Raw genomic sequence first — 16,278 nt, 5'->3', positions numbered from 1 at the left:
CCGGGCTGGCCGGGCCAGCGAACCCTTCGTTTTCGGTTACACGACCACCGGCTCCGGCTCCAGCCGGATCCCGAAACGCTCGTAGACGCTGGTCTGGATCGCCTTGGCCAGGGTCATGACCTCGCCGCCGGTCGCCGGGTGCGCCGGGCCGCCCCGATTGACCAGCACCAGCGCCTGCTTCTCGTAGACGCCTGCGTTGCCCACGGTCTTGCCCTTCCAGCCGCAGGCATCGATCAGCCAGCCGGCGGCCAGCTTGATGCTGCCGTCGGCCATCGGGTAGTGCACGATCTTGGGGTCGCGCGCGATGATGTCCGCGCATTGCTCCGGCGTGACGGTGGGATTCTTGAAGAAGCTGCCGGCATTGCCGAGCACCCGCCAGTCGGGCAGCTTGGCGCTGCGGATGGCGCAGACCCAATCGAAGATCTCTGTCGGGCTGGGCGTGAAATTGCCGGTCTCGGCCATCTTGCGCTCCAGGTCCACGTAGCCCAGCACCGGCTTCCAGGGCCGCGGCAGCCGGAAGCGCACCCGCGTGATCAGCGCCCGGCCCGCCAGGCCGAAATCGTTGCTGCCGCTCGCCGAGTGCTTGAACACCGAATCGCGGTAGCCGAAGGCGCATTGGGCTGCATCGAGGCTGAAGGCGCGGCCGGTCTCCAGGTCGATGGCATCCAGCGATTCGAAGCGGTCCTGCAGCTCGACCCCATAGGCGCCGATGTTCTGCACCGGCGCCCCGCCCACCGTGCCGGGGATCAGCGCCATGTTCTCCAGGCCGGGCAAGCCCTGGTCGAGCATCCAGCGCACCGTGTCGTGCCAGGTCTCGCCGGCGCCCGCCTCGAGGATCCAGGCGCGCGGCGTCTCTTCGACCAGCCGGCGTCCCTTGATCTCCACCTTCAGCACCAGCGGCTTGACGTCGCCGGTCAGCACGATGTTGCTGCCGCCGCCGAGCACGAACTTGGGTGCGCCGCGCCAGGCCTCGTCGGCCAGCAGCGCGGCGACGTCGGCCTCGCTCGCGATGCGCACCAGGTGCTGGGCGCGCGCGACGATACCGAAGCTGTTGTGCTGCTGCAGCGGTACGTTGTGCTCCACGATCATGGGAGAATTGTCGCATTCACACCGTGTGATTCAGAGGAGAGTCCATGCCGTCTTTCGATACCGTCTGCGAACCCAACCTGCCCGAGGTCAAGAATGCCGTGGAGAACACGGCCAAGGAGATCGCCACGCGATTCGACTTCAAGGGAACCGCGGCTTCGGTCGAGCTCAAGGACAAGGAAATCACGCTCATCGGCGATGCCGAATTTCAGCTCGTGCAGGTAGAGGACATCCTGCGCAACAAGCTCACCAAGCGCAGCGTCGACGTGCGCTTCCTCGACAAGGGCGATGTCCAGAAGATCGGCGGCGACAAGGTCAAGCAGGTGATCAAGGTCAAGAACGGCATCGAGAGCGAGACCGCCAAGAAGATCCAGCGGCTGATCAAGGACAGCAAGCTCAAGGTGCAGGCCGCGATCCAGGGCGACGCGGTGCGAGTGACCGGCGCCAAGCGCGACGACCTTCAGGCCGCGATGGCGCTGATCAAGAAGGACGTGCCCGATATGCCCCTGTCCTTCAACAACTTCCGCGATTGAGCGCCCGATGAAGGCCCTCCTCCTTCCGATGCTGCTGGCCGCGGCATGCGGCGTCGCGCACGCCCAATCCGTGATGCTGACCGGCACCATCGGCAGCCGCGCCATCCTGATCGTCGACGGCAGCGCGCCCAAGACAGTGGCCGTGGGCGAGACCTTCCAGGGCGTGAAGCTGCTGTCGATGACGCCCGAGCAGGCCACGGTGGAGGCCGGCGGCAAGCGGGTGGCGCTGCGCATGGACCAGCCGGTCAGCATCGGCGGCGCCGGCGGTGGCGGTGGCGGCGGGACGCGCATCGTGCTGCCGGCCTCGAGCGGCGGGCACTTCATGACCCAGGGCGCGATCAACGGGCGCAGCGTCAACTTCATGCTCGACACCGGCGCCACGACCGTTGCGCTCTCGGCGGCGGACGCGCAGCGCATCGGGCTCGATTTCAGCAAGGGACGGCCGGTGCGCGTGAATACCGCGAACGGCACCGCACAGGGCTACCTGGTGCGCCTGAATTCCGTGCGGGTCGGCGACGTCGAGGTCTACGACGTCGAGGCGATCGTGTCGCAGCAGCCCATGCCCTATGTGCTGCTGGGCAACAGCTTCATCAGCCGCTTCTCGATGCGGCGCGACGCGGACCAGATGGTCCTCGAGAAGCGGTTCTGAGCTTCGGGACTACGCCGCGGCAGCGGTGACGACGATCTCGATCTTGTAGGCCGCATTGGCCATTGCCGCCTGCACGGTGGCCCGCGGGGGCGTGTTTCCGGCGGGAATCCACGCGTCCCACACCTCGTTCATCGCGCCGATGTCGCCGATGTCGGCCAGGAAGATCTGCGTCATCAGGATGCGCGACTTGTCGCTGCCGGCTTCGGCCAGCAGGCGGTCCACCATCGCCAGCACCTGTGCGGTCTGGCCGCGGATGTCTTGCGTGGTGTCGTCGGGCACCTGGCCCGCGAGGTAGATGGTGCCGTTGTGGACTGCCGTCTCGGACAGCCGCGGGCCGACGTGAAAGCGCTGAATGCTTGCCATGCTTGAAATCACTCCTGTGTCCTGGCCTTGGAGCCCAGCCGGGACTCCGTGCCGGCCGCGAGGCGGCGAATGTTTTCCCGGTGCCGCCAGATCAGCAGCAGGCTGATCGCGATCAGCGCGAGCAGCACCTCGCGCGAGCGCGGCCACGCGATGCCGCCGCCGAGCAGGTAGTAGGCCGGCGCGAAGAAGGCCGCCACGATCGAGGCCAGCGACGAGTAGCGGAAGAAGACGGCGATGATCAGCCAGGTGGTGCCGGTGGCCAGCCCCAAGAGCCACTCGATGCCCAGCAGCGCCCCCGCGGCCGTTGCGACGCCCTTGCCGCCCTGGAAACCGAAGAAGACCGGGTACAGGTGCCCCAGAAAGGCCGCCAGCCCCGCGAGCGCCGCGGTCCCCTGCCCCATGCCGTAGGGCTCGCCCAGACGATGGATCAGGAAAACAGGCAGCCAGCCCTTGACCGCGTCCAGCAGCAGTGTCGCCAACGCCGCGCCCTTGTTCCCGGAGCGCAGCACATTGGTGGCACCCGGGTTCTTGCTGCCGTAGCTGCGGGGGTCGGCCATGCCGAGCGCCTTGCTGACGATGACGGCAAAGGACAGCGAGCCCAGCAGGTAGGACAGGACGATCGCGATCGACGAAGGCAGGTAGGAACTCACAGTGTCTCCAGACGGTCCGGGCGGGCGATGTGCCGCCCGGATCGGCCGGCTATTCTGCCAGCGCGCACTGCACCGGCTTCGCGCCGAGCAGCCGCACGCAGACCTGCGGGTCGATGCCCACCAGGTAGCCACGCCGCCCACCGTTGATGACGATCCTCGGCAGTTCGAGGATGGTCGACTCGATGTAGACCGGCATCGCCCGCCGCGTCGCAAAGGGCGAGGTGCCGCCCACCAGGTAGCCGCTGTGCCGGTTGGCGACCTCGGGCTTGCAGGGTTCCACCGACTTGGCGCCGATCTGCCGCGCCAGGTTCTTGGTCGAGACCGTGCGGTTGCCGTGCATGAGCACGATCAACGGCCTGGCGTCCTGGTCCTGCATCACCAATGTCTTGACCACGGTGAAGGGATCCAGGCCCAGCACCTCGGCGCTGTGCTGGGCGCCGCCATGCTCCAGGTACTCGTAGGGATGCTCGGTGAAGTCGATTCCGTTCGCCCGCAGCAGCTGGGTGGCGGGCGTCTCGCTGACGTGGGATTTCCTGCTCATTGAAGTACCTTCGCCTTCGAAGCGGCCGTGCGGCTCACGCGACCTGGGCCTGTGCTCAGATCGCCGGGTCCCGCATCTCCCAGCGCAGCTTGTCCACCTCCGCCAGCACGTCCGGCGGCAGCCGCTTGTCCCAGGCGTCGAGGTTTTCCTCGAGCTGGGCGAGAGAGGTCACGCCGATGATGGTGCTGGCCACTTGCCACTTGCTGTGGCAGAAGGCCAGCGCGAATTGCGTGGGCGTCATGCCGATCTCGCGCGCCAGGGCGTTGTAGCGGCGCGCCGCCTCGAGCGACTCGGGACGGCCCCAGCGCTGCTTGCGAACCGACTCGTAGCGTGCGATGCGCGCGCCCTTGGGCGCATCGGGCCCGGTGATGCCGCTCTCGTCGTATTTGCCGGTCAGCAAGCCGACGCCGAGGGGCGAATAGGCCAGCAGCGAAACGCCGAGCCGGTGCATGGTCTCGTCCAGGCCGTTCTCGACCGTGCGGTTCAGCAGGTTGTAGACGTTCTGCACCGTGGCCACGCGCGGCAGGCCGTGCTGCTCGGCCACGCGGACGAACTCGTGCACGCCATAGGGCGTCTCGTTCGACAGGCCGATGGCGCGCACCTTGCCCGCCTTCACCAGGCCGGCCAGCGCCTCGAGCTGCTCGTGGATGGAGGTGCGCGAAGTCTCGCGCGCCGGGTCGTAGTACATGTTGCCGAAGGCCGGCACGTGGCGCTCGGGCCAGTGGATCTGGTAGAGGTCGATCACCTCCGTCTTCAAGCGGCGCAGGCTGCCTTCGCAAGAGGCCAAGATGTCGGCCGCCGTCATGCCGCTGCCTTCGCGCACCCAGGGCATGCCGCGCGAAGGGCCGGCCACCTTGGTGGCGAGCACGATCCTGTCGCGCACACCGCGATTCTTCGCGAACCAGTTGCCGATGATGGTCTCGGTCGCGCCGAAGGTCTCCGCGCGGGTGGGCACGGCATACATCTCGGCCGTGTCGATAAAGTCGATGCCGCGTTCGAGCGAACGGGAGAGGATGGCGTGGGCGGTGGGCTCGTCCACCTGCTCGCCGAAGGTCATGGTGCCGAGGCAGATCGGCGTGACGCGCAGATCGCTCTGCCCGAGTTGGATTTTTTGCATGCGATGAATGCTACCGGCTGCCGCGCGGGCCTGCTGTCCGCTGCTGGACTGCGCGACCCGGGCCTGGTCCGTATCATCGATCGGCCATGTACCAAGTCCTCCGCCCTTCCCGCAGCGAGTTCGTCCCCATCCGCAACCTGCGCTATCACGTCCGCATCTGGGGCACGCCTTCTCCGGCGCGCCCTCCCCTGGTGCTGCTGCACGGCTGGATGGACGTGGCTGCGTCCTGGCAGTTCGTGGTCGATGCACTGGCCGAGAAGCGCCACGTGATCGCCCCCGACTGGCGCGGCTTCGGCCTCACCGAGGGCGGCGCCGTCGACAACTACTGGATGCCCGACTACCTCGCCGACCTCGACTGGCTGCTCGACCACTACGCCGGCGACACGCCCGTCGACCTGGTCGGCCACAGTATGGGCGGCAATATCGCGATGCAGTACGGCGGCGTACGGCCACAGCGGCTGCGGCGGTTGGTCAACCTCGAGGGCTTCGGCATGCCGCCCCTGGAGCCGGCCGAGGCGCCCGGCCGCTACGGCAAGTGGATCGACCAGCTCAAGCGCCTGCACCGCGGCGAGATGGCGCTGGCAACCTATACCAGCCCCGACGGGGTGGCGCGGCGGCTGATGAAGACCAACCCGCGCCTGTCGCAGGACAAGGCCGACTGGCTGGCCGGCCACTGGTCCGTGGCCCGCGCCCAGCCCGAAGGCGGCGAGCGCTGGGAGATCCTGGGCGACCCGGCGCACAAGATCATCAACGCCAACCTGTTCCGTGTCGACGAGGCGCTGGCGCTCTACGCCGCGATCCAGGCCCCGGTGTTGGCCGTGGTGGCCTCCGACGACAGCCTTGGCCAGTGGTGGAAGGGCCGCTACACCCTGGCCGACTTCCAGGAGCGCCTGAAATCGGTGCGCAATGTGCGCATGGAACGGGTCGAGGAAGCGGGCCACATGCTGCACCACGACCAACCGGCCCGCGTTGCGGCGCTCATCGAGGCGTTCATGGCGAACGAGGGGCCTTGACGGCCGTGAGAAAATTCCCCGTTTACCCCGAACACCGTCAGGATTCCCCATGGATGCAGAGCAAATCAACCAAATCGGCGCAACCCTCGCAGACCTGAGCGCCAGGACGGCCGACTTACGGAGGTATCTTTGACTACGATGCCAAGGCCGAACGTCTGAGGACGGTCAACGCATCGCTCGAAGATCCCGCAGTCTGGAACGACCCGAAGAAGGCCCAGGAGCTGGGCCGTGAAAAGAAGGCGCTCGACGACGTGGTCGTCACGCTCGACCGGCTCACCAGCGGGCTTTCGGACAACACCGAGCTCTACGACATGTCGAAGGAGGAAGGCGACATGGATGGCCTGCAGGCCATCGCCGATGACGCCGCCAAGCTCGAGGAAGACATCAAGCAGCTCGAGTTCCGCCGGATGTTCAACAACCCGGCCGACCCGCTCAACGCCTTCATCGACATCCAGGCCGGCGCCGGCGGCACCGAGGCCTGCGACTGGGCCAGCATGCTGCTGCGCCAGTACCTGAAGTACGCCGAGCGCAAGGGCTTCAAGACCCAGATCGAGGACGAGACCCCCGGAGACACCGCGGGCATCAAGGGCGCCACCATCAAGGTCGAGGGCGAGTACGCCTTCGGCCTGCTGCGCACCGAGACCGGCGTGCACCGCCTGGTGCGCAAGTCGCCCTTCGACTCCTCGGGCGGGCGCCACACCAGCTTCGCCAGCATCTTCGTCTACCCGGAGATCGACGATTCGATCGAGATCGAGATCAACCCCGCCGACGTGCGGGTGGACACCTACCGCGCCAGCGGCGCCGGCGGCCAGCACATCAACAAGACCGACTCGGCGGTGCGCCTCACGCACATCCCGACCGGCATCGTGGTGCAGTGCCAGGACGGCCGCAGCCAGCACAGCAACCGTGATGTAGCCTGGAAGCGCCTGCGCTCGCGCCTGTACGACCACGAGATGCGCAAGCGCCAGGAAGAGCAGCAGAAGCTGGAGGACAGCAAGACCGACGTCGGCTGGGGCCACCAGATCCGCAGCTACGTGCTGGACAACAGCCGCATCAAGGACCTGCGCACCAATGTCGAGATCTCGGCCACCCAGAAGGTGCTGGACGGCGATCTCGATGCCTTCATCGAAGCCTCGCTCAAGCAAGGCGTATAAAAAATCCTGGAGACACTTGATGTCGATGCTCATGCGTGATGCCCAAGCCGAGCCTGTTGCAATCCGCCGCGAGGATTACCGCGCTCCCGCCTACTGGATCGACACCGTCGACCTGACCTTCGACCTGGACCCGGCCAAGACCCGCGTGCTCAACCGCATGCGCCTGCGCCGCAACCCGGATGTCGCGCCCGAGCCGCTGCGCCTGGACGGCGACGAGCTCAACCTGGCGCGCGTGCTGGTCGACGGCCAGGGCGCCTCCTTCCGCATCGAGGCCGACCAGCTGGTGATCGACAACCTGCCCGAGGCCTTCGAGCTCGAGCTCTTCACCACCTGCGCGCCGGCCAAGAACACCAAGCTCATGGGCCTGTTCGTGAGCGAGGACACCTTCTTCACCCAGTGCGAAGCCGAGGGCTTTCGCCGCATCACCTACTTCCTCGACCGCCCCGACGTGATGGCGAGCTACACGGTGACGATCCGCGCCGCCAAGGCCGCCTACCCCGTCCTGCTGTCGAACGGCAACCTGGTCGAGCAGGGTGAGCTTCCGGAGGGTCGCCATTTCGCCAAGTGGGTCGACCCCTTCCGCAAGCCCAGCTACCTGTTCGCGCTGGTAGCCGGGAAGCTCGTGGCGCGTGAGCAGCGCATCAAGGCCCGCAACGGCAAGGAGCACCTGCTGCAAGTCTACGTGCGTGCCGGCGACCTCGACAAGACCGAGCACGCGATGAACTCGCTGGTCAACTCCGTGATGTGGGACGAGGCCCGTTTCGGCCTGCCGCTGGACCTGGACCGCTTCATGATCGTCGCCACCAGCGACTTCAACATGGGCGCGATGGAGAACAAGGGGCTGAACATCTTCAACACGAAGTACGTCCTGGCCAACCAGGCCACCGCCACGGACGCCGACTACAGCAACATCGAGAGCGTGGTCGGCCATGAGTACTTCCACAACTGGACCGGCAACCGCGTGACCTGCCGCGACTGGTTCCAGCTCTCGCTCAAGGAAGGCCTCACCGTCTTTCGCGACCAGGAGTTCAGCCAGGACCTGTGCGCCGACGCCTCGGCGCGTGCCGTCAAGCGCATCGAGGACGTGCGCGTGCTGCGCACCGCACAGTTCCCCGAGGACGCCGGCCCGATGGCCCACCCTGTGCGGCCGGACAGCTACATCGAGATCAGCAATTTCTACACGGTCACCATCTACGAGAAGGGTGCCGAGGTGGTCCGCATGATGCAGACGCTGGTCGGGCGGCAGGGCTTCGCGCGCGGCATGACGCTGTACTTCGAGCGCCACGACGGCCAGGCTGTGACCTGCGACGACTTCGCCCAGGCGATTGCCGATGCGAACCCCGATTCCGAGCTGGCGCGCCTCTTGCCGCAGTTCAAGCGCTGGTACAGCCAGGCCGGCACACCGCGCCTGGCCGCCCACGGCGTGTACGACGCCGCGGAGCGCACCTACACCCTGAGCTTCGTGCAGAGCTGCCCGCCGACGCCGGGCCAGCCCTTCAAGGAGCCCTTCGTCATCCCGGTCAACGTCGGCCTGCTCGGCCCCGACGGGCGCGAGCTGCCGCTGCAGCTGGCCGGCGAGGAAGCCCCGGGCGCGGGCACGCGCACCCTGGTGCTGACGCGCGCCGGCGAGCAGTTCACCTTCATCCACGTCGATGCCGAGCCGGTGCCTTCGATCCTCCGCGGCTTCAGCGCGCCGGTGATCCTGGACTACGAGTACAGCGATGCCCAGCTGCTGGCGCTGCTGGCGCATGACGCCGATCCTTTCAACCGATGGGAGGCCGCCCAGCGCCTGGCGCTGCGCGCCGCGATCCAGGCAATCCACGCGCCGGTCGTCGGTGCGATCGAAGCGCCGCTCGACGAGGCCTACCTGGGGGCCATGCGCCGCGTGCTGCGCGACTCCGGGCTCGATGCGGCCTTCAAGGAACTGGTGCTCACGCTGCCCTCGGAGACCTACATCGCCGAGCAGCTGGAGACGGTCGACCCGCAGCGCGTGCATCTCGTGCGCGAGGCCATGCGCACGCAGCTCGCCGGCGGCCTCTTCGCCGACTGGGAACAGGCTTACGAGGAGAACCGCGAGACCGGGCCTTACAGCCCAGACCCACGCTCCTCCGGCCGCCGTGCGCTGGCCGGCCTCGCCCTGTCCTACCTCTGCCTGGCCGCGCGCGCCACGGGTGACACCGTCTGGCCCGGCAGGACGCTGCAGCGCTTCAAGGATGCCGGCAACATGACCGACCGCTTCAATGCGCTCCAGGCGCTGGTGACCTCGGGCCACGCCCTGGCGGCGCAGGCCCTGGCGCGCTTCCACGCGCTCTTCAAGAACGAGGCGCTGGTCATCGACAAGTGGTTCTCGCTGCAGGCCGGCGCGCCCGACCGCGGCGGCGACATCCTGCCGCTCGTCAAGCAGCTGATGAAGCACCCCGACTTCTCGCTCAAGAACCCGAATCGCGCGCGCAGCGTGATCTTCAGCTATTGCAACGCCAACCCGGGCGCGCTGCACCGCCCCGATGCCGCGGGCTACGTGTTCTGGAGCGAGCGCGTGATCGAGCTCGACGCCATCAACCCGCAAGTCGCCGCGCGCCTGGCGCGCGCGCTCGACCGCTGGAGCAAGTTGGCCGAGCCCTACCGCAGCGCAGCGCGCGAAGCCATCATGCGCGTGGCGGCCAAGCCCGATCTCAGCAAGGACACGCACGAGGTCGTCACCCGCGCCCTCGCTGGATAAGCCACCCCGAATCGACAGCTTCCCTCTGGAGTTACTGAATGCCAAAGAACGTTTCGCTCACCCGCTACCTCATCGAACAGCAGCGCGCCGACGGCCTCATCCCCGGCCAGCTGCGCCTTCTGCTCGAAGTGGTGGCGCGTGCCTGCAAGAGCATCAGCCAGGCCGTCAACAAGGGCGCGCTCGGCAACGTGCTCGGCTCGGCCGAGAGCGAGAACGTGCAGGGCGAGGTCCAGAAGAAGCTCGACATCATCGCCAACGAGGTGCTGATCGAGGCCAATGAATGGGGCGGCCACCTCGCCGCCATGGCCAGCGAGGAGATGGACAGCATCTACGTGGTCCCTAACCGCTATCCGCAGGGCGAGTACCTGCTGCTGTTCGATCCCCTGGACGGCTCCAGCAACATCGACGTCAACGTCAGCATCGGCACCATCTTCAGCGTGCTGAAGAAGCCCGAGGGCTCCCCAGGCGTGCAGGAGTCCGACTTCCTGCAGGCCGGCAGCAAGCAGGTCGCGGCCGGCTACTGCATCTACGGCCCGCAGACCACGCTGGTGCTCACCGTGGGCAGCGGCGTCGCGATGTTCACGCTGGATCGCGAGCAGGGTTCCTTCATGCTCACGCAGGAGGACATCAAGATCCCGGCCGACACCAGGGAATTCGCCGCCAACATGAGCAACATGCGGCACTGGGATGCCCCGGTGAAACGCTACATCGACGAGTGCCTGGCGGGCAAGGACGGCCCGCGCGGCAAGGACTTCAACATGCGCTGGATCGCCAGCATGGTGGCCGACGTGCACCGCATCCTGATGCGCGGCGGGATCTTCCTGTATCCCTGGGACAAGCGCGAGCCCGAGAAGGCCGGAAAGCTGCGCCTGATGTACGAGGCCAATCCCATGAGCTGGCTGGTCGAGCAGGCCGGCGGCGCCGCCACCAACGGCCGCCAACGCATCCTCGAGCTGGAGCCGGGCAAGCTGCACGAGCGCGTGGCTGTGATTTTGGGGTCGAAGAACGAGGTCGAGCGGCTCACCCGGTATCACGAGCCGCTATAATCGAGGGCTTAGCCGGTGTAGCTCAGTCGGTAGAGCAGCTCATTCGTAATGAGAAGGTCGGGTGTTCGATTCATCTCTCCGGCACCAGATGAAAAGGGGTTGACTGTCATGGTCAACCCCTTTTTCGTGTCGGTCGCTGCTGCGTAACCGACGGCACATTGCCCGGAACCGCGTCAGATTGACCGACGACATGTCGCCGGCAAATGGCCACAGTCGCTTGCCAGGCGGAGAGCCGACCTCCGGTAGCTTGTTTGAAGACAAGGATTCAGGCCCGAGCAGCTCACAGGAGGCCGGCAAGCGCACATGCGGGTTGTCGAAGCCCCTAATTTCGGGCGGATCGCCGTGCTCTTCATCTGAACTGGCTCTGAATTCGGGGGATTGGTGTGGGGGAGTTCGAAAGTATCGACGCCGTACTCGTCATCGGAACCGGAATATGAATCCGGGGGAATGACGGGGAAGACTCTATATGCGGGGTGTGGCTGCTTCAGGCCCGACATGCGCCATGAGCCAGGCGAAGGCACGGTGTTGGAGAGGGGCAGGACGGACGGGAAAACCGGTTGCTGCCCATCCGGCACGAACTGCCGGACATCGGGCCAAGGGGCCGGGCGAAGAATCCCCTGATTGGAAGCAAACGATTCAACACCATGATGGCTCTGATGGGACATCCGGACCTCACCCTGCCGAAAGGGTTGAATGCGGTCGTGATCAGAGATCAATAGTTGCTGGCGAGTGTCGGTTTTACTTTCAGGAATGCTCATCAGGGTCTCGGCCAGTCACGAAGAAGCCGAATGTTGTCCCCTAGGTAACGCTGGACGCTTCGCGGTTCCAGCCCTCTCCCATTGACGGGCGCTGCTCGCGCTCCCACCCTCCCCTCGAATCAACGATGGTGCACCACCGCCCCACCGCGGCTCCCCGCCGTCCTGCTGCGCCGGAAGAACGCAGCCCAGTCGCTGCGCTCCCGCGCGGCATGAAAGTCATGCAGGTCGTCGGCCCGCGTCACCAGCCGCAACGCATCCGCACTGGGCAGCGCCTTCGAGCTGTAGAGAAAGCGCAGTTGACACTCGCCCATGGCGATCGCATCGCCGTTCTGCAGCGCATGCTCCCAGATGCGCTCGTGGTTGACGAAGGTGCCGTTGAAGCTCTGCAGGTCGGTCAGCACGAAGCGGTCGCCGGTCCAGTGGATGGTGGCGTGGCGCCGGCTCACGCCCAGGCTGTCGATCTGCACGTCGCACTCGGGATCGCGTCCGATGGTGGTGACCTGGCCCTCGATGTTGACTTGCCTGACGCTGCCGTGGCGGGCAAGGATGATGAGTCTGGACATTGTTTTGATGCTCGCTATGTCTGATTGGATCTGAGTGCTTTTCGGCTCATTCCGCGCTTCTTGAAGGGCGCTCAGCAAACAGGCGTATTAAAAACTTCTCGTTTCTCCCGGCGCTTTGCAAGCGGGGCACTCAAGCGCTCGCGCTCGGCCAGGTCTCGTAGCGTTGCGCCTGCTCCGGCGGACGCTCCTTGTCCTGGGCCTTCGCTGCCAGGCGCATCTCGGTCATCCAGGCGACCACGATCTGGACGTAGGCCTGTCGCCAGGCCTTCTTCGACATCGCGTGGTCGACGCCGAGCATGACCCGGTGGGTCACGGAGCGCGCGTACTTGAAGGCGGCCAGGTAGTTCTCGATCACCGGGTGCGGCACGATGGTGTCGTTCTCCGACTCGACGATGAGCACGTCGCCGAAGAAGTCTTCGCAGGCGGCCAGCGCGCGGTTCTTCTCGGGCTCGATGGTGGTCTGGCGGTACAGCGTGAGGTCGTCGCCGTTGAGCCGCCGCTTCGGCTGTTCCCAGTTCTCGTCGCGGTAGATGGCGGGCACGCGCAGGCCCAGCCAGCGCACCGGGCGCAGCGATGTCAGCACGGCCGCGAGGTAACCGCCGTAGCTGCTGCCGACGACGGCGACGGCCTGGGGGTCCACCGCGGGATGGCCGACCAGCGTGTCGTAGGCGGCCAGCACGTCGCGCAGGTTGTCCTCGCGTGTGACGGCTTCGCGTTGCGCGACGTGGCGGGCGTGGCCGCGCAGGTCGAAGGTCAGGCAGATGCAGCCCAGGGCCGCAAGTTCGTGGGCCAGTGCGATGTCCTGCTGCTGGCTGCCGTCCCAGCCGTGCACCAGCAGCACGCCGGGGACCATGGCAGAGGGGGCGACCAGCGTGCCGGCGATGTGCACGCCGTCTACGGGGATGTCGATCAGTGCATGTCGGGTGGGCATCAGGGCTCGACCACGGTGTACTTCGTGATCGGGCCGGCACTGGCATCCACGCCGCTGAAGTACACGCACGCATTGGGCGGCGGCACGACGCCGTCGCCATAGATCTCGAAGCAGGAGGCGTTGACCGCACGGCGCTCCGGCTGCTCCTCGAAAACCTCGAGCGCCGCGATTTCCGCGCCGCTCGCGCCGCCCACCCGCCAGGACTGCTCCAGCACGCCGGAGCACCAGCGCCCGGCGCTGCTCTCGCCCTGCGCCACGTCGTAGTTGATGCGGGAGGCAAAGAAGCCGGGGAACGCGGCCAGCACCGCGCGGTGGAGACTGCGTGCCTGCTCCACGGCAAGGCGGATCTCCTCGGGAAAGCTCAGCTCCAGCAGCGCATCGAAGTCACCCCGGGCCACGGTGAGGTCCGAGCCGCCGTAGACCTTCTGGCCCTGGTTGTCCGTCGTGAGGCGCTGACAGCCGTAGTAGCTCGCGATGGCCCGGCCCACGTGCACCTGGCCGACGCTGTAGGTCACGGGGTGCTCGAGGTTTTCTTCCAGCACCAGCCCGTGCTCGGCGATTTCCGCCGCATCCAGGGCCTCGATGCATGCCTCCAGCGCCTGCCGGTCGCGCACCACCTGCTGGCCGCGGCCGCCGGTCGCGCGCACGGGCTTGACGCGCATGGCGCCCTGCTCCAGCAGGCGCATTCCGGCGCGGCGCGCATCCTCCTGCGTAAAAACCGAGAAGCCCCGCAGCACCGCATGCTCGACCTGGCCGGCGAAGCCGTGGTTCCATCCGGGCGGCGCCGCGGCGGCCGGATCGATGAGCGGGTGCACCAGCGCCTTGGTGAGCACGAAGGGATAGGGCACTACCCCGCCGAACAAGGCGTGATGGCTCGCGATGCCGAGTGCATTGGGCAGCGCGTCGCCGACCAGCGTGTCGCTGGGCACGAAGTACACCGGCGCGGGATAGGTGCGCGCGCTGTCGTACTCGCCCGCGAAGCGCGACTTCTTGAGCCGGGCCAGCCGCCAGGCGATCTGGGCGCGGGTCGCGCGCTCGTGCTCGCTGGCGTACGCATGGTGGTCCGCCGTCAGCGCGACCACGGTTCCTTCGAGGCCGAGCTCGGCGAGCTCCGACCCTTCACCGGCGAGTGTCTGGCCTCCACCGGGCAGCGCGCTGAAGATGGGTGTGTCCATGGCGACCATGCTGGGCGATTGCGCGGCGGAAATCAAACATTGCCACATCGGTGGCGGCGTTTTCCTACACGCCGGGCCGGCGCCGGCAGGCTTCGGGGGCGCCGGGCCGGGCGCTACATGAGCGCATGTCCGTTCAGTCAAAGGAAGTCCGCATGTCGAATTCGCAGAACGACCGCAAGGGGCAGACCGAGCACAACAAGGCCGGTCACCAGCCTGCCACCCAGCGCAACGAGCCCAAGCGCACGCCCGAGAGCCGCCACGACCGCGAAACCCAGGTCGGCTCGACCAACCAGTCGCAGGCGCGCCGGGGCCCTTCGGGCGGGCACTGAAACCGAGTGCCGGCGAGCTACAGAAGATCCTTCAGCTTCGCCCGCAGCCGGCTGATGGCCTGGCTGTGCAGCTGGCACACGCGCGACTGGCTGACCTCGAGGATGGCGCCGATCTCGCGGAGGTTGAGCTCCTCCTCGTAGTAGAGGTTCAGTAGCAGCCGGTCGCGCTCGGGGAGCTCGGCGATCGCAGCCACCAGCTGGTGGCGGAAGCCGCTCTCCATCAGCTGCGCCAGCGGGTCGTCGCCGCCGCCACGCTCGCCGCGCGCCTCGCTCGCATGGCGATCGAGGAAGGGGCTATCGCCCTCGCCGTCCTGCGAGAAGTCCTCGACGTAGAGCAGCTGGCAGCCCTGGATCTCCTGCAGCAGGCCCTGGTAGGCCTCCAGCGTCATCTTCAGCTCCTTGGCGATCTCGCCCTCGGTGGGCGCGCGGCCCAGCCGGTGCTCCAGCGCCTGGATCGCCCCTTCGACCTTGCGCGCCGACTGGCGCAGGCCGCGCGAGCCCCAGTCGTTGGCGCGCAACTCGTCGAGCATGGCGCCGCGGATGCGCTGGCTGGCGAAGGTCTCGAACTGCGCGCCGCGGTTGTCCTGGTAGCGCGTCGACGCATCGAGCAGGCCGATCATGCCGGCCTGGATGAGGTCGTCGAGCTCCACGCTGGCAGGCAGCCTGGCCAGCATCTGCAGCGCCATGCGCCGCACCATGGGCTGGTGCTGCTTGAGCAGATGGGACTTTTCAATGGTTCCCTGTGCGGTGTACACGGTCGTCCTTCTTCCTTCTCCAGGTGCCGGGCCTCAGCAGGCCTCGGCGGTGTTCATGCCCTGCACCCTGGGCGCAGGTTGCGGCGCCAGGCTCGCGCCCGGGCGCCAGGGCCACTGGGCCATCTCGTCGGCGATGCGGCGGAAGTCCGCCGCCGCCGGGCTGGCGGGATAGGCCTCGACCACCGTGCGGCCCAGCCGCCCGGCATCGGCCGCGTGGGTCTCGGCACGCACCCACCCGGCTGCCTGGAGCGAGACCGCGAGATAGCGGCTGCCGGCCTGGGCCAGGTTGTGCGCCACCTGCTGCGCCGCCCCGGGCTCGGCCACCCCGTTGACCAGGAAGCGCAGCTGGCGCAGCGCATGCGCGTAGTGCAGCCGCTTGATGCCTGCGTAGGTGGCGGTGATGGAAGCCGCGTGCGGCTGCATCACCAGCACCAGTTCGTCGGCCGCCTGCGCCAGGGCGGAGAGACGGCCCTCGCCGTCGAGCGCGGCATCGACCAGGATCACGTCGCCGCCCCACAGCGTGCGCGGGTCCGGACTGGCGGCCGGCGTGTGCGGCACGGTCGGCAGCACGTAGACGCCGCAGGGCGCGCGCGCGGCGGCGCCCTCCATGGTGAGACGGCGGTTGGCGACATCGGCCAGCGTGCCCGGCGGATCGAGGGCCCACGCCGCCGAGACGGTGCCCGCCTTCGTGCCATGCTCGTCCAGCAGCAGAACCTCCCTGCCCTGGCAGGCCAGCGCGGCGCCCAGGTTCATCGCCACGGTGGTGACGCCCAGCCCGCGCCCCATGCTCGCGAACGCGAGCACCCGGGTGCGCGTCTGCGCCAACAGGCGGCGCAGGCCATCCGCTTGATCGAGTACCACTTTGCTCACTGCGCAACCTCTGCGCTGCGCGCTTC

17 protein-coding genes and 1 tRNA gene are annotated in these 16,278 nt (G+C 67.4%); 8 read left to right on the top strand and 10 right to left on the bottom strand.

The features are described from left to right. Positions 1-36: 36 nt before the first annotated feature. Positions 37-1,089 carry a UDP-N-acetylmuramate dehydrogenase gene (gene murB, locus ACMGEZ_RS08435; protein ID WP_436821815.1) on the bottom strand — a complete coding sequence of 351 codons (1,053 nt, stop codon included), beginning with the start codon at positions 1,087-1,089 and terminating at the stop codon, positions 37-39. A 44-nt stretch (positions 1,090-1,133) separates the two neighbouring features. On the opposite strand from murB, the gene ACMGEZ_RS08430 reads away from it, so the two are divergent. Beyond that, positions 1,134-1,619, top strand: coding sequence for a YajQ family cyclic di-GMP-binding protein (locus ACMGEZ_RS08430; RefSeq protein ID WP_436821814.1), 486 nt, complete (start codon positions 1,134-1,136; stop codon positions 1,617-1,619). A 7-nt stretch (positions 1,620-1,626) separates the two neighbouring features. Next, positions 1,627-2,268, top strand: a complete 642-nt coding sequence (locus tag ACMGEZ_RS08425; RefSeq protein WP_436821813.1) for a retropepsin-like aspartic protease family protein — start codon at positions 1,627-1,629, stop codon at positions 2,266-2,268. Positions 2,269-2,277: 9 nt separating this feature from the next. On the opposite strand, the gene ACMGEZ_RS08420 is transcribed toward ACMGEZ_RS08425, so the two are convergent. Genes ACMGEZ_RS08420 through ACMGEZ_RS08405 form a run of 4 tightly spaced genes read right to left on the bottom strand, consistent with a single transcriptional unit; the run spans position 2,278 to position 4,939 of the window. Further along, the gene (locus tag ACMGEZ_RS08420) at positions 2,278-2,631 is read right to left on the bottom strand and encodes a RidA family protein (protein ID WP_436821812.1); all 354 of its coding nucleotides are present in this window, start codon (positions 2,629-2,631) and stop codon (positions 2,278-2,280) included. An 8-nt stretch (positions 2,632-2,639) separates the two neighbouring features. Beyond that, on the bottom strand, positions 2,640-3,281 hold the full coding sequence (gene plsY, locus ACMGEZ_RS08415; protein ID WP_436821811.1) for a glycerol-3-phosphate 1-O-acyltransferase PlsY: 642 nt from the start codon (positions 3,279-3,281) through the stop codon (positions 2,640-2,642). Between the two features lie 49 nt (positions 3,282-3,330). Further along, positions 3,331-3,822 (bottom strand): aminoacyl-tRNA deacylase, encoded by a 492-nt coding sequence (locus ACMGEZ_RS08410; protein WP_436821810.1) that lies wholly within the window; start codon positions 3,820-3,822, stop codon positions 3,331-3,333. Positions 3,823-3,877: 55 nt separating this feature from the next. Beyond that, on the bottom strand, positions 3,878-4,939 hold the full coding sequence (locus ACMGEZ_RS08405) for an aldo/keto reductase (protein WP_436821809.1): 1,062 nt from the start codon (positions 4,937-4,939) through the stop codon (positions 3,878-3,880). Positions 4,940-5,025: 86 nt separating this feature from the next. Between ACMGEZ_RS08405 and ACMGEZ_RS08400 the strand changes: the two genes are divergently transcribed. From ACMGEZ_RS08400 to ACMGEZ_RS08380, 5 genes are all read left to right on the top strand, one after another. Next, positions 5,026-5,952 (top strand): alpha/beta fold hydrolase, encoded by a 927-nt coding sequence (locus ACMGEZ_RS08400; protein ID WP_436821808.1) that lies wholly within the window; start codon positions 5,026-5,028, stop codon positions 5,950-5,952. A gap of 49 nt (positions 5,953-6,001) precedes the next feature. Beyond that, positions 6,002-7,106 (top strand): peptide chain release factor 2 gene (gene prfB, locus ACMGEZ_RS08395; RefSeq protein ID WP_436821807.1). Its coding sequence is split into 2 segments (ribosomal slippage): positions 6,002-6,082 and positions 6,084-7,106, totalling 1,104 coding nucleotides; the frame shifts between segments, so codons are not numbered across the junction. A 25-nt stretch (positions 7,107-7,131) separates the two neighbouring features. Continuing rightward, positions 7,132-9,825: an aminopeptidase N gene (gene pepN / locus ACMGEZ_RS08390; RefSeq protein WP_436822181.1), complete on the top strand. Its 2,694-nt coding sequence runs from the start codon at positions 7,132-7,134 to the stop codon at positions 9,823-9,825. Positions 9,826-9,863: 38 nt separating this feature from the next. Beyond that, positions 9,864-10,871 carry a class 1 fructose-bisphosphatase gene (locus ACMGEZ_RS08385; RefSeq protein ID WP_436821806.1) on the top strand — a complete coding sequence of 336 codons (1,008 nt, stop codon included), beginning with the start codon at positions 9,864-9,866 and terminating at the stop codon, positions 10,869-10,871. Positions 10,872-10,882: 11 nt separating this feature from the next. After that, positions 10,883-10,958, top strand: a tRNA-Thr gene (locus ACMGEZ_RS08380). Positions 10,959-11,748: 790 nt separating this feature from the next. On the opposite strand, the gene ACMGEZ_RS08375 is transcribed toward ACMGEZ_RS08380, so the two are convergent. The 3 genes from ACMGEZ_RS08375 to ACMGEZ_RS08365 all read right to left on the bottom strand — a co-directional run bounded on the left by ACMGEZ_RS08375 (position 11,749) and on the right by ACMGEZ_RS08365 (position 14,298). Further along, on the bottom strand, positions 11,749-12,192 hold the full coding sequence (locus ACMGEZ_RS08375; protein WP_436821805.1) for an FHA domain-containing protein: 444 nt from the start codon (positions 12,190-12,192) through the stop codon (positions 11,749-11,751). A gap of 130 nt (positions 12,193-12,322) precedes the next feature. Continuing rightward, positions 12,323-13,123 (bottom strand): alpha/beta hydrolase family protein, encoded by an 801-nt coding sequence (locus ACMGEZ_RS08370; protein ID WP_436821804.1) that lies wholly within the window; start codon positions 13,121-13,123, stop codon positions 12,323-12,325. After that, on the bottom strand, positions 13,123-14,298 hold the full coding sequence (locus ACMGEZ_RS08365) for a DUF3182 family protein (RefSeq protein ID WP_436821803.1): 1,176 nt from the start codon (positions 14,296-14,298) through the stop codon (positions 13,123-13,125). The genes ACMGEZ_RS08370 and ACMGEZ_RS08365 overlap by 1 nt, the downstream gene beginning before the upstream one ends. A 152-nt stretch (positions 14,299-14,450) precedes the next feature. Here ACMGEZ_RS08365 and ACMGEZ_RS08360 point away from each other — a divergent pair, with 152 nt between their 5' ends. Then, entirely contained in the window at positions 14,451-14,627 is a 177-nt protein-coding gene (locus ACMGEZ_RS08360; protein ID WP_436821802.1) for a hypothetical protein, read from the top strand. A gap of 17 nt (positions 14,628-14,644) precedes the next feature. Here the strand turns inward: ACMGEZ_RS08360 and ACMGEZ_RS08355 are convergent, their stop codons facing one another. Together ACMGEZ_RS08355 and ACMGEZ_RS08350 are read right to left on the bottom strand one after the other, a co-directional pair. Beyond that, positions 14,645-15,382, bottom strand: a complete 738-nt coding sequence (locus tag ACMGEZ_RS08355; RefSeq protein ID WP_436821801.1) for an RNA polymerase sigma factor FliA — start codon at positions 15,380-15,382, stop codon at positions 14,645-14,647. Between the two features lie 33 nt (positions 15,383-15,415). Next, complete coding sequence (locus ACMGEZ_RS08350; protein WP_436821800.1) at positions 15,416-16,252, bottom strand: MinD/ParA family ATP-binding protein; 837 nt, start codon at positions 16,250-16,252, stop codon at positions 15,416-15,418. Positions 16,253-16,278 lie beyond the last annotated feature (26 nt).

Origin of the sequence: Variovorax stachyos, from assembly GCF_051400855.1 — a bacterium.
In the GTDB taxonomy this organism is placed as follows: domain Bacteria; phylum Pseudomonadota; class Gammaproteobacteria; order Burkholderiales; family Burkholderiaceae_C; genus Variovorax.
This window is presented reverse-complemented; position numbering and strand designations above follow the sequence as displayed.